Raw genomic sequence first — 12,553 nt, 5'->3', positions numbered from 1 at the left:
TATGTAAAGACAACATCTGAGAAGAGGCTGGATTAATTGAGAATAGGATCAAAAGGAATAAGAATCGCAGTTTTCGCAGTTGTGCTGTTGTTGTGGACAAACAGTATGTTTATAGGTAGCGCTGAAGCTGCTTATGTCGGCTCTTCAACAGACTCTGTCCTGCAGCAAATGCAAATGGTGAAGAAGAACCATTTACCGCAAGGTTTTGTCTATCTGGATGAAGTGATTCCAACGGCACAATATGAGATTCGATATTACGGAGATAATAATTTTGTGGGGAAGCGGATTGATGGCTACAAGGCGCCTTTAGCGATATTCTCGCGGACAGCGGCAACAGCTTTGAAGGCTGTAAGTGAGGATTTAGCGGACAAAGGGTATATTCTTAAAATTTATGATGCTTATCGTCCGCAGACGGCGGTGAATCATTTTGTAAGATGGTCACAGAATGCCGTAGATACTAAAATGAAACAGCAATATTATCCGCGACTGGATAAACGTAATCTATTTAAACTTGGTTTTATAGCTAAAAAATCAGGCCATTCCAGAGGTAGCACCGTCGATTTAACGATTGTAAATAAAGAAACGGGAGCTGAAGTAGATATGGGCAGCCCGTTTGATTTTTTCGGAGACATTTCCTATTACGATACGCCCTTAATCAACAAGACTCAGAAAGCAAATCGGGCGATCCTCAAAGAGGCGATGGTAAAACAGGGATTTAAACCTTACAGCAAAGAATGGTGGCATTTTACGTTGATCAAGGAACCTTATCCTAAACAATATTTTGACTTCAAGGTGGAATAACCTAGAACTTGAATGTCCATGTAAGAAGCGATTCACTTTTTTTGTTGAGCTTTACTACCATTAGGATTAGCAGATGCTGGAAACGCACATAATACTAATAGTCAAAAAAAGGGAGGTTTCGAACGGATGAACAAAATCGCGGTTGTTGTAGTGTTAAGTGTACTGTTATTGGTAAATGGATTTGGAGGAAATACCTCTTCTACGGCTTGGGCAGATGCTAGTGAAGTAAAGGTGGTTTTGAATGGTCAGGTTCTGAAATCAGATCAATATTCAGCGTATCCTAACGGTTCTACGGTCATGCTACCCCTTAGAGAGGCATCAAGCGTCTTGAAATATCAAACCACTTATCAAAAAAGTACGGACACCATTACAGTAAGCGGAGTCAAACAAAAGATTGAATATAAAGTAGGAAACGACTATATTACCATTAATGATAAAGAGAAAAGAGACTTTAAGGATAATGTTGTGTTTAGGAAGGAACACTTATATGTTCCGCTCTCTTTTTTCACTAGTGCTGGACTGGTAACCTCTTATAATGCTGAAGCTAATCTAGTGGAAGTTTATGCGCCCGAGGTTACAGCAAGTGTGATAGCGGGACTGCTGAGCACTGGACAATTTCAAGAGTTAGAGAATCGATTCTTTAGTGATGAAATGAAGCGTTCGCTTTCCACTACGGGTTTACAGAAATATTGGGCTGATTTTACTGCACGAGCTGGTACTTACCATGGGATAAAGTCTACTGAAAGTATTCAAAAAGAAGATCAAATCTCAATACAATGTGTACTTGGCTTTGCTGTAACCGATGCGTCCCTTGAGTTTGTTCTCAATAAGTCTGGTAAGATTGTTGAATTAAAAGGAAACCTTCCTTCCATTTAATCTTGAGAATAATAAAGATTTAGGTTTAGAACAACAGGCTATGTGTGCGTCCCTTAAGAAGAGATTTCTTCTTGGAGCCATGCATAGCCTTTTTTGTGTTTCAATAAACATACTGAGATTGCAATGTATTTTTATTGTAAAAAAGGGTTTTATTTGTTGACTTTCACATTCATCGAAGGTAAATTAAAATTTGAAATAATTGTTAAAGCATTTAACTAAATTAGAGAAAAGAGTGGAGTACTGGATGACAAAATCAATTACTCAGAGTAGCCCGACAGAAGAACGGCCCTTCTCGCTAAGAGCGATCCTTCCCCCGCTTCTTGCTATTATCGTCGGAATGATTATGGTTATTCTGGATGGAACCGTCGTGAATGTGGCTATACCCAAACTGGTGGACTATTTTTCTTCAGATTTAAAAACGATTCAGTGGGCGATTACAGGCTACACGTTAGCTTTAGCTGCTGTAATACCGCTCGCAGGCTGGATGACAGATCGCTTCGGTTCTAAACAAGTGTTTCTGGTGACGCTCACGTTGTTCATTCTCGGCTCCATGTTATGTTCTGTGGCTCAAACTTCTTCGCAGCTTGTTATTTTTCGTGTGATCCAAGGACTTGGTGGGGGGATGGTAGCTCCTATTGGGATGGCTATGGTGTTTAAGTTAGCTCCAGCAGAACGAAGAGGATCGATTATGGGCATGCTTGGGATTCCCATGCTGCTTGCACCTGCACTTGGCCCGATATTGTCCGGATGGCTTGTTGAATATGTTAGCTGGCATTGGATCTTCCTGATTAACGTGCCGATTGGGATTGTTGGTATTATTCTTGGTGTTAAGTATTTGCCCAAGACGGAGAAGATCGGTAAAGGCAACCTCGACATACTTGGCATTATACTGGCACCGATTGCGTTTTCCATGCTAGCTTATGGAGTAAATGAAGGTGGGTCGAATAGTTGGTCATCGACTCCAGCAATCCTTGGATTATCTGTTGGGGGCGTTGCACTGATTCTATTTATAATCGTTGAGCTGCGGCATAAACAGCCTTTGCTGGATCTGCGCGTCTTTCGCTCCTCAGATTTCACCCGCGGCATTATTTTAACATGGGTCATGCAAGCCGCATTGTTTGGTTCCATGCTGTTCGTGCCGCTATACTTACAGCAGATTCGGGCTTATACACCACTAGAGACGGGGCTGATTCTGCTTCCGCAAGCTTTAGCTTGTGTAATCGGCATGCCGCTTGGTGGTAAATTGTTTGATAAGATAGGGGCACGACCGCTGGCTTTTGTGGGTCTGAGCATCATTACAGTTACCCTATTCCTACTGTCTGGGATTTCGATGACTACAAGTCTAAACACCATTATGATGTATCTTGCTTTATTAGGATTTGGGATGGGTATAGCGATGATGCCACTCAATACACATGTTCTAAATGCCGCACCGCGTGAATTGGTGAGCCGGGTCACATCGCTTACAGCAGCGGCACAGCAGGTGGTTGTGGCCTTTGCCGTAGCAGGCTTGACGGGTTATCTGACAAGTCAAATTACTGTGCATATGGGAGCATTGAAAGCAGGAAGTAATCCTTTATCAGCAGCAGTTCTAGGTTTTGATGATGTATTTTTTCTATCTGGTTGTATAGCTGTAGTCGGTGTACTTATGAGTATTATCCTGCGCAAACCAAAGCTTTCCTCGAATGATTCCTCCTCCGAAGAGAGTCAGAAAGCAGATGCAGCAATGATGATGGGACATTAATTTATACGATAATCTTAGATAATAAAAAAAGGCGTCGTTCAGCTTGTATAGCTAACGACGCCTTTTTTGTATGAGAAAATCATCCTATAGATGTTCTGGTTTCTTCTGAGCCCACCTAGGGCTGAATGTAACTTTACCGAGTAGCTCCGATGCTACAATGCCTAGTAGAACAAGAGCTGCACCAGCATATCCTTGTATCGATAGCTTTTCAGCGGCGAACCAATAGCCAAACAACGCGGCGAATACCGGCTCAAGGGAGAAGATCAGTCCGGTGCGTGTAGGTGAAGTATATTTTTGAGCAATGGGTTGTAGGATGAAGCCACAGGCACTACAGAGAATCCCAAGTGCGAGGATCGCAATCCATGCTGGTAAGGTCGAAGGAAGCGAAGGTGTCTCGAATAGCGCAGATAACACTAGAGCAAACCCTCCGGCAAAACCCAACTGTAAGATTCCAATATTCAGTGAATCACACTCTTTTACAGCCTTGCCTGTAAATAAGATCTGTACCGCATAAAACACCGCCGAAAGAATACAGAGGAAGTCACCTGGTCCAATTTTTAAGGTAGCATTTAATGTAAGAAGTCCAATGCCAGCTATAGCGAGTACGGAGCCAAAGACTTGCGGAGGTGCAACTCTTTTTTTGAAAAGTATACGATCTATTATCGGTACAAATATGACCGTCAAGGCTACTAAAAATCCAGCGTTGGAGGTTGTCGTAGTCTTCAGTCCGAACGTTATACATGTGAACACGCCGAGGAGTAAGAATCCGAGTAGAGCACCATATTTCAATGTTTTGATGTCAACTTTTCGTAAACGTTTGTGGAAGATCACTGTGGCTAATATAAAAGCAAGTCCGAAGCGGAGTGCAATCAGATTGAATTCGCCTAACGTGCCTAACCCCATTTTCATAAATATGTAGGAGGAACCCCAAAATAATGTTACAACTAACAGCATCAGCTCAGCTTTGAGCGGTTTCATCTCGTCATCCATCCTTCTTCATTTTCAACTCAATTTAGTATAATACGGCTCTATACATAAGGTAACTGAATGTTTATCATAGGATACATGAGTAAAACTTATGTAAATTAAAAAGGTGAGGGATAGAGGTTGAGCATCAATAAGTATGAGATTTTTCTAAAAGTTGTAGAGCTAGGTAGTTTAACAAAAGCAGCAGATGTACTGGGCTTTACGCAATCTGGAATTAGCCACACGATTAGTAGCTTGGAGATGGAGTTTGGTTTCACGTTATTAATTAGAAATAGATCTGGCGTTAAATTGACGGTAAACGGGGAGCAAGTACTACAGCCTATCCGTGAAATTCTGAAGTGGAATGAAAAATTGAAGCAGGAAGTAGCAGATATACATGGGCTAGAGGTCGGGACCATTACCATCGGTACATTCACCAGTGTATCCGTGCATTGGCTGCCAGGAATGATTAAGCAATTTCGCAGTGAATACCCCTATATCGAAATCAGGTTGATGGAAGGTGGTTATTTAGAGGTTGAACAATGGATCGAGGCTGGAGTCGTTGACTGTGGTTTTATTTCTCTGCCTACGCGTGAGAAGTTCGAAGTGATTCCCTTAAAAAAGGACCGGATGTTAGGAATCGTATCCAAAGAAAATCCGCTTAGTGCAGAACCTTTTCTCTCCTTATCCCAAATTGCTAAAGAGGATTTCATCATCCCGAAGGCAGGTTCAGATTATGATGTTAGGCGTGTACTGGATAAGGCGGGCATCAAACCGAATATTAAGTTCTCAGCAGGTGATGATTATGCCATTATGGCCATGGTGGAGAAGGGACTCGGAATTAGTATTTTGCCAGAGCTTGTATTAACCCGTCAGAATTATAATGTAACGATGCTTGAATTGGAAGAACGTAGTTTCAGATCACTTGGAATCGCTGTACATTCTATGAAATACGCATCTCCCGCCACTAAAAAGTTCCTAAAGCATGTACAAGCGTGGTTGATGGGGCATCCCTGAACCCTAAGAATACACCGTTTAGAATGAGCAAAACCCCTGATTAATTCAGGGGTTTTATTATGAATGAATATCCAAAATAAGGGTTGACGAGGGACTTTGTTCATGAGAGAATGTACGCGCGTACATTTATTGAATGCGCTTTCGTAGGAGGGGTTTTTATCGCCAGCCGTAAAGAGGTTGCCGAGCTTGCCGGAGTCTCAGAAGCCACAGTCTCCCGCGTGTTAAACAACGTAGGCCCGCTCAAGGAAGAAACGAAGGAACGTGTGTTGGCAGCTGCGCTCAAGCTGGGATATACCCCTAGTTCACTCGCGCAGAGCTTTGCTCGTAGAAGAAGTGGGCACCTTGGTGTAGTAATGCCTTATTTGCCAAATGCACGCTTGTTCTCCACTTATTATTTTTCAGAAATATTAAGTGGAATTGGGAGTAAGGCGCGAGAAGAGGGTTATGATCTGTTAATGCTGTTTCGAAATGCCGAAGAGAGAGTGGACTATAACGAATTGTTTAAGATGCGGAAGATTGATGCTTGTATTGTACTCGGTGCCAAAGAGGATCCAGGTGAGCTAGCCTCACTTCGACGTTTGAAGGAGGAAGGTCATCCGTTTTGCCTGATTAATCAGCATTTTGAAGGAGAGGCTTTTCACGAGGTGGATGCTGATCATGTCGAAGGAAGCTGGCAAGCGGTCAGGCACTTACTGGATCAGGGCTTTACGAGGATTGCCTTTCTAAACGGGCCAGCATCTTATTCGAACAGCCGAGATCGTTTAACTGGTTATTTGCGCGCTTTGGAGGAGTCTAACCTTCCTTTAGATGAATCACTTCTATTCGAAGGTAACTTCAGTCGTAAAAGCGGTGCTATTGCTGCCAAGAAGATGTTGCCTCTGCTGAATGAGATTGATGCGATTGTAGCGGCCAATGATCGAATGGCCATTGGATTGCAGCAAGGTCTACAGGAACTAGGCATCCCAAGAGATCGCATCCCAGCCATGGTGGGTTATAATGATTCAGATGCTGCTGAGCTTACTACACCAGCCTTAAGCAGTGTGCGTGTTCCCTTTTATGAGCTAGGAGAAATTGCTGTATCTAAGGTATTAGAATTGCACGGGAATAGTCGCTCAGAAATATCAACCCCCTCCCAAGTTATCCAGATTAACTTACCGACTGAACTAGTAATACGAGCTTCATCTAAATCTAAGAAATCTGAGGAGGAATAAGATGAAACAGCTTCGCATTGGAATGATCGGTTATAAATTTATGGGTAAGGCGCACAGTAATGCTTACCGCAGTTTGCCAATGTTTTTCCCGAAAGCGCTTAAACCTGAGATGTCTGTGATTTGTGGACGGAATGCCGAAGCGCTTGCAGAGGCTGGCACTCAGTTAGGATGGTCGGATTGTGTTACGGATTGGAAAGATCTAATCGCTCGTGAGGATGTCGATCTTATTGATATAAATGCCCCTAGTAATGCACATAAGGAGATTGCTCTGGCAGCAGCCAAAGCTGGTAAACATATTTTTTGTGAAAAACCACTCGCACTGACCTTAGCGGATTCTCGTGAAATGCTGCAAGCCGCTGAAGATGCAGGGGTTACACATATGGTTGGTTTTAATTATCGCTTTTCACCGGCGGTTAGACTTGCTAAGAAGCTAGTAGAGAGCGGGCGGCTTGGGAAGATCTATCATTTTCGGGCTTGGTTTCTACAAGACTGGATTATTGATCCGGAGTTCCCGTTAGTGTGGAGATTGCAGAAGGAGATTGCGGGTTCAGGCTCACATGGTGACTTGGGTGCGCATCTCATTGATCTGGCACATTTCTTAGTAGGTGATGTGAAGGAAGTAATCGGTATGAGTGAGACCTTCATTAAAGAACGTCCACTTGCTGCTGAAATGACCGGATTAAGTGCCAAAGGGGATAAGGATGCTCCTAAGGGCAAGGTAACTGTAGATGATGCCACATTGTTTTTAGCCCGTTTTGATAACGGTGCCTTAGGTAGTTTTGAAGCTACAAGATTCGCAGCAGGTCATCGCTCTACCAATTCTTTTGAGATCAACGGAAGCCTTGGCAGTGTGAAATTTGATTTCGAGCGAATGAATGAACTCGAGGTTTATTTAACCTCAGATACAGAGGATGTTCAGGGCTTTCGGCGTGTGCTAGCAACGGACCCAGCTCATGAATATGCGGAGGCTTGGTGGCCGCCGGGTCATACAATTGGTTTTGAACATACGTTTATTCACGAAATGTTGGAGCTTTCTAACGCGATTGAAGAAGGACGTCAGCCTGTACCTAATTTCCATGATGGAGTGAAATGCCAAGCTGTGTTAGAAGCGGTAGAACGCTCTATTGAACAGCGCCGGTGGGTCGATATCTCTGAGATGTAATCAACAAAAATGCGTGTTTGAACAATCTCTATTAGAAGGAGTGCGAAAGATGAGAAAAGCATTGATAGTATGGGGCGGTTGGGATGGTCATGAGCCTGAACAGGTAGCTGATATATTCGCTAAGGTACTGCAAGAGGAACAATTTGAAGTTGAGGTATCGAATACACTTGAGGCTTTTGCCGATGCGGAGAAGCTTCTTGAACTAGATTTGATCGTTCCGGTATGGACGATGGGTACAATCGAACAGAATCTTGTGAATAATGTCTCGGCAGCTGTTCAGAACGGAACGGGACTTGCGGGTTGCCATGGCGGGATGTGTGATTCTTTCCGAAATAATGTGGATTGGCAGTTTATGACCGGGGGGCAATGGGTAGCTCATCCCGGCAATGATGGTGTGAACTACACCGTAGAGATTTGCCAAAGCTCAAGTCCTCTCGTAGAAGGATTAGAAGACTTCACCGTTTGTTCAGAGCAATATTATCTGCATGTAGATCCAGCTGTAGAAGTACTTGCAACGACTCGTTTTCCAGTTGTTGAAGGCCCACATTCTTTCAACAAAGCCGTGGATATGCCAGTAGCCTGGACCAAGCGGTGGGGTCATGGCAGAGTGTATTATAATTCACTCGGACATCATGCCGATATTGTAGCTATGCCACAGGTAAAGGAAATGATGCGCAGAGGACTGCTATGGGCTGCCGAAGGTAAAGTTCGCGCACAATCCCAAATTTCAGCGGTTAGTATTACCTATAGCGGAATGGCAGACAGTCAATAATCTCTGGGAGCGATCAACGAATGGATAAAGTCAAAGTAGGAATTATCGGATGCGGTAAAATCAGTAGCATATATATGGAGAACTGTCAGAAGTTCGAGATTCTTGATCTAGTTGCATGTGCGGACTTGGACTTGGAGAGAGCGAAGGAACAAGCCGATAAATACAATATTCCAAGCGTTTACACCACAGAGCAATTACTGAATGATCCAGAGATAGAGATCGTTATCAACCTGACGATTCCAGCTGTTCATGCGGATGTATGCCTGAAAGCTATCGAAGCGGGTAAACATGTGTATGTTGAGAAGCCACTTGCTGTGACGAGAGAAGAAGGACGCCAAGTTCTGTCAGCGGCTCGAGAAAAGGGCGTACTAGTAGGCAGCGCACCGGAAACATTCTTTGGATCGGGCATCCAAACCGTATTGAACCTGATCGATGAAGGTGTAATTGGTCAGCCCGTTGCAGCCACCTCGTTTATGATGGGTCGTGGACATGAACATTGGCATCCAGATCCTGAATTCTACTATGCTGCTGGAGGAGGTCCAATGTTCGATATGGGACCATACTATTTGACTGCATTGGTGCAGTTATTGGGTCCAATTCGTACGGTTAGCGGGATGACTGGAAAAGCACTAGAAGAACGTACGATTACAAGTGAGAAGAAATCGGGTAATAAAATTCCTGTTCAAATTCCAACTCACGTTGCCGGAACATTAAGATTTGAGAAGGGTGCCATTGCAACGTTGATTACAAGCTTTGATATCTTTGGCGGAAGTAATCTGCCGCATATAGAAATCTATGGAACACTTGGAACGATACAGGTTCCAGATCCAAATAACTTTGGAGGTCCAGTGAAGTACCGCCTAATGGGTGAGAATGACTGGACGGAACAGCCGCTACTACCTGGATATGATCAGAACACACGGGGGATTGGTCCAGCGGATATGGCTTATGCCATTCGGACGGGAAGAAAGCACCGTGCCAGTGGAGAATTGGCTTATCATGTACTAGAAGCGATGTGGGCATTCCATGATTCTTCAGATGCTCATTCATTCTACGAAATGAAGAGTACCTGCACCCGTCCTGAAGCTCTTCCGATTGGACTCGCTCCTTACACATTAGATTAGAGAATTCATTCTGAATCTGCAACCTATCACTTCCAATCTCCGTTTGAGAAGATAAAGAGTGAGGGAGTGACAAGGATGCGTAAGAGGCTTGGTGGCTGGATATGGATTTCAGTTGTTATTCTTTTCATAATTGGTTGTTCAGAAGATCAACAATCGAATAAGGAGCCGGCTCCAGCTGCTGCAATTACTGCAACTCCAGATATCTTGCCTACTGCGAGCGCTGGAATAGAAGATCCTAAAGCTGAAAAAGTACTTTACTCCAGTGATCCTGAAGCGATTAAAGCTTTCCTATCCGCTCAGAAGATTCCTAACGGAGATATCTATCTACAGGATAATAAGATTCATATCAATATAGTGGGTTTGAACTCGCAGATTGAGCAGCGGTTTGCTCAGACTTTCGCGGCAGGTACTTATGAGCTCCATGATGTTAAATATTCGATGCAAGAGTTATTAGCTGCACAAGAGCTTTTGCATAAACAAGAACTCTATCAGAAGCTTAATCTATACGGTTCCGGTGTGGACACGATTGGTAATAAAGTAACGATCACAATTCCATCTGATTATGCTGACACGGCCATACTTGAGATAGAAAAATGGATCGCTCCGGATATGTTGACCTACGACATTTCAGAGCTAGGCGAACCACATGTAATAGGTCAAATCGTAGATATCGATACCAAACAGGCGAAGCGGATTCTCATCCTTGAACCTGGCATGGAAGATCCCTCTTACTGGTTCTCATTCAATCAGAAGTCAACATTGTTTAATGAAGCTGGAGAATCGATTAGCTTTAAGGATTTGAAGGTTGGCCAGCAGGTTGAGCTATGGAGTACCGGTATGGTGGATGAATCTTTTCCCGCGCTTGCAAGTGTGCGGAGGTTACAGCTTAATGCTACGGAATAATCCAATAGCCAGCACCGTTTGGGAGAGGCAAACGGTGCTATTTTTCGTGAATAGAGAGAATCGCCTATTTTCGAACCCCTGAAGGGGTGATCCCTTTGTACTGCTTGTACAGCTTGGTAAAATAATTGGGATTGTCGCAGCCGACTCTACCTGCAATCTCAGTCACTGTAAAATTGGTCTCGAGCAGCAATCGCTCTGCTTCATTTACTCGGCAAAGATTAACATAATCGATGAAGGTTCGACCTGTTAGCTTCTTAAAGGTTTTGCAGAAATGATATGGATTTAGATTTACGGATCTTGCGGCGCTTTCTACGGTCATTTTGTCATCGAAATGATTCTCCATGTACTCTAGAAGTGGCTTAAAACGTTCGCGATTAAAGGAGTGCCGCTCATTCGTTCTACCGGATACTTGTTCAGGTAGAAAGGTGCGAGAGAGCAGCACAAAGAGTAAATGCAGTTGATTCTTGATGACCAGTTGAAAAGCAGGTCCCTTCTGCAGTACTTCATCAACGATGGTATCCAGAAGAGAAAAATATGTGGAGCAGGTCGGAACAAGCTCTGCAGGTTTGACCGGCAGCTGATAACGATTCTCTAAATAAGGGATTACAAACTGCTCATGCTGAGGATCCTGCTTCCAATCCTTAAACAAAGAACTATGGAATACGACAGAGATAAAACGAACATGATCATCCCGCAGACTGTACCCAACATGCAATCCTCCAGAGGGAACAAACAATACCTCTCCGGCATGCAGTTCATAGGGCTTGCTGTCTATGTGAAAAATGGCGCTGCCTTCTTGCATAATGATGATTTCGAAATGCTCGTGCCAGTGTAAATACAGGATATTCTGACCGATCTTTGCGTTCTTGCATTCATTAAAAAATAATCGGAATGGATACGTTTTTTCTTCTAATTGAGGATATTCTTTAAGATCATTAGGGTAACTCATAAATCACTCAACTCCCACAAGATACGACTATATAAACACAAGATAATAAGAGTTTTAAGCTCAGAAGCAGTATATACTCGGGTTGTAGCACTTACTATAAACCAATATTGGAGTGGTCACAAGATGAAGGATACAATGCGAATTGGAACATTAGTAGGCGGCGGCGACGCTGTAAGAGTGATTCCACAAATTGTAGGACATGGATTTGAATCTTTTAGCTTAACCTTCTGGCAAACAACAGGGGAAACAGATCTCGTGGAAACTGGAAAGCGTGTGCAAGAGCTTGCAGCAGAACATGACTTCGTGATCTCATCTGTTGGGATCTTCGGCAATCCTTTGACGAATACTGGTGATAATTCCGATGCAATCGCGAGCTGGGAGCGACTGATTGATCATGCTCATTTGTTCGGAACGGATATGGTATCAGGTTTTACAGGAAGGTTATCAGGGGTATCCATTGATGAATCTATTCCGAAGTTCACCGAGGTGTTTGGAGAGTTGTCCAAAAGAGCAGCGGATCGCGGTTTGCGAATTGCTTTCGAGAACTGTTCCATGGGTGGAGACTGGGGATCAGGTGACTGGAATATTGCTCACAATCCATTAGCTTGGGAGAAGATGTTCAATGCTGTGCCTGCTGATAATATAGGACTCGAATGGGAGCCATGTCATCAGATGGTCCAATTGATTGATCCGATTCCGCAGCTTCGTAAATGGACAGATAAGATCTTCCATGTACATGGTAAGGATGCCACCATCGCTTGGGATATCGTAAAAGAATATGGAATTCATGGCCCCAATCCTTATGTATGGCACCGTACTCCCGGCTTTGGAGATACGAACTGGACTGATGTTATTTCTATTTTGCGTCAGGCAGGTTATAAAGGTACGATTGATATTGAAGGCTGGCATGATCCTGTTTATCGGGATGAGCTGGAAATGATGGGACAAGTACATGCTTTAAATTATTTAAAACAATGCCGGGGCGGTAGCTTTGTACCTAATCCGCTGTAACCGTAGAGGGGGAGAAT

Annotated in this window: 12 protein-coding genes; 10 read left to right on the top strand and 2 right to left on the bottom strand. The window is 43.6% G+C overall.

Going from position 1 to position 12,553, the window contains the following annotated elements:
• Positions 1–36 precede the first annotated feature (36 nt).
• The 3 genes from ACFWMP_RS01335 to ACFWMP_RS01325 all read left to right on the top strand — a co-directional run bounded on the left by ACFWMP_RS01335 (position 37) and on the right by ACFWMP_RS01325 (position 3,421).
• Complete coding sequence (locus ACFWMP_RS01335) at positions 37–801, top strand: M15 family metallopeptidase (protein ID WP_379421729.1); 765 nt, start codon at positions 37–39, stop codon at positions 799–801.
• 126 nt (positions 802–927) lie between these two features.
• Entirely contained in the window at positions 928–1,677 is a 750-nt protein-coding gene (locus tag ACFWMP_RS01330; protein ID WP_339247775.1) for a stalk domain-containing protein, read from the top strand.
• A 244-nt stretch (positions 1,678–1,921) separates the two neighbouring features.
• The gene (locus tag ACFWMP_RS01325) at positions 1,922–3,421 is read left to right on the top strand and encodes a DHA2 family efflux MFS transporter permease subunit (protein WP_042187809.1); all 1,500 of its coding nucleotides are present in this window, start codon (positions 1,922–1,924) and stop codon (positions 3,419–3,421) included.
• An 84-nt stretch (positions 3,422–3,505) separates the two neighbouring features.
• Here ACFWMP_RS01325 and ACFWMP_RS01320 read toward each other — a convergent pair whose 3' ends face one another.
• Complete coding sequence (locus ACFWMP_RS01320) at positions 3,506–4,399, bottom strand: DMT family transporter (protein ID WP_042187811.1); 894 nt, start codon at positions 4,397–4,399, stop codon at positions 3,506–3,508.
• 129 nt (positions 4,400–4,528) lie between these two features.
• On the opposite strand from ACFWMP_RS01320, the gene ACFWMP_RS01315 reads away from it, so the two are divergent.
• From ACFWMP_RS01315 to ACFWMP_RS01290, 6 genes are all read left to right on the top strand, one after another.
• Entirely contained in the window at positions 4,529–5,404 is an 876-nt protein-coding gene (locus tag ACFWMP_RS01315; protein ID WP_042187813.1) for a LysR family transcriptional regulator, read from the top strand.
• Between the two features lie 110 nt (positions 5,405–5,514).
• Positions 5,515–6,615 carry a LacI family DNA-binding transcriptional regulator gene (locus ACFWMP_RS01310; RefSeq protein ID WP_379421728.1) on the top strand — a complete coding sequence of 367 codons (1,101 nt, stop codon included), beginning with the start codon at positions 5,515–5,517 and terminating at the stop codon, positions 6,613–6,615.
• Position 6,616: 1 nt separating this feature from the next.
• Positions 6,617–7,777 carry a Gfo/Idh/MocA family protein gene (locus ACFWMP_RS01305; protein ID WP_339247782.1) on the top strand — a complete coding sequence of 387 codons (1,161 nt, stop codon included), beginning with the start codon at positions 6,617–6,619 and terminating at the stop codon, positions 7,775–7,777.
• Positions 7,778–7,826: 49 nt separating this feature from the next.
• Positions 7,827–8,549 (top strand): ThuA domain-containing protein, encoded by a 723-nt coding sequence (locus ACFWMP_RS01300; protein WP_339247784.1) that lies wholly within the window; start codon positions 7,827–7,829, stop codon positions 8,547–8,549.
• 20 nt (positions 8,550–8,569) lie between these two features.
• Positions 8,570–9,673, top strand: coding sequence for a Gfo/Idh/MocA family protein (locus tag ACFWMP_RS01295; protein ID WP_339247787.1), 1,104 nt, complete (start codon positions 8,570–8,572; stop codon positions 9,671–9,673).
• Positions 9,674–9,748: 75 nt separating this feature from the next.
• Entirely contained in the window at positions 9,749–10,576 is an 828-nt protein-coding gene (locus ACFWMP_RS01290; RefSeq protein ID WP_339247789.1) for a hypothetical protein, read from the top strand.
• A 64-nt stretch (positions 10,577–10,640) separates the two neighbouring features.
• On the opposite strand, the gene ACFWMP_RS01285 is transcribed toward ACFWMP_RS01290, so the two are convergent.
• Positions 10,641–11,525 (bottom strand): helix-turn-helix domain-containing protein, encoded by an 885-nt coding sequence (locus ACFWMP_RS01285; protein ID WP_042187825.1) that lies wholly within the window; start codon positions 11,523–11,525, stop codon positions 10,641–10,643.
• 123 nt (positions 11,526–11,648) lie between these two features.
• On the opposite strand from ACFWMP_RS01285, the gene ACFWMP_RS01280 reads away from it, so the two are divergent.
• Positions 11,649–12,536: a sugar phosphate isomerase/epimerase family protein gene (locus ACFWMP_RS01280; RefSeq protein ID WP_379421727.1), complete on the top strand. Its 888-nt coding sequence runs from the start codon at positions 11,649–11,651 to the stop codon at positions 12,534–12,536.
• The last annotated feature ends 17 nt before the right edge of the window (positions 12,537–12,553 follow it).

The organism is Paenibacillus sp. NPDC058367 (assembly GCF_042723305.1).
Classification (GTDB): domain Bacteria; phylum Bacillota; class Bacilli; order Paenibacillales; family Paenibacillaceae; genus Paenibacillus_AQ.
The sequence above is the reverse complement of the archived record's forward strand: the minus strand, read 5'-3'. Positions and strand labels throughout refer to the sequence as shown.

Bases quoted from the DNA above. Each gene is read 5' to 3' on its own strand.
- ACFWMP_RS01330 (WP_339247775.1), top strand. From the start codon at position 928: ATGAACAAAATCGCGGTTGTTGTAGTGTTAAGTGTACTGTTATTGGTA.
- ACFWMP_RS01325 (WP_042187809.1), top strand. From the start codon at position 1,922: ATGACAAAATCAATTACTCAGAGTAGCCCGACAGAAGAACGGCCCTTC.
- ACFWMP_RS01320 (WP_042187811.1), bottom strand. From the start codon at position 4,399: ATGAAACCGCTCAAAGCTGAGCTGATGCTGTTAGTTGTAACATTATTT.
- ACFWMP_RS01310 (WP_379421728.1), top strand. From the start codon at position 5,515: ATGTACGCGCGTACATTTATTGAATGCGCTTTCGTAGGAGGGGTTTTT.
- ACFWMP_RS01305 (WP_339247782.1), top strand. From the start codon at position 6,617: ATGAAACAGCTTCGCATTGGAATGATCGGTTATAAATTTATGGGTAAG.
- ACFWMP_RS01300 (WP_339247784.1), top strand. From the start codon at position 7,827: ATGAGAAAAGCATTGATAGTATGGGGCGGTTGGGATGGTCATGAGCCT.
- ACFWMP_RS01295 (WP_339247787.1), top strand. From the start codon at position 8,570: ATGGATAAAGTCAAAGTAGGAATTATCGGATGCGGTAAAATCAGTAGC.
- ACFWMP_RS01290 (WP_339247789.1), top strand. From the start codon at position 9,749: ATGCGTAAGAGGCTTGGTGGCTGGATATGGATTTCAGTTGTTATTCTT.
- ACFWMP_RS01285 (WP_042187825.1), bottom strand. From the start codon at position 11,525: ATGAGTTACCCTAATGATCTTAAAGAATATCCTCAATTAGAAGAAAAA.
- ACFWMP_RS01280 (WP_379421727.1), top strand. From the start codon at position 11,649: ATGAAGGATACAATGCGAATTGGAACATTAGTAGGCGGCGGCGACGCT.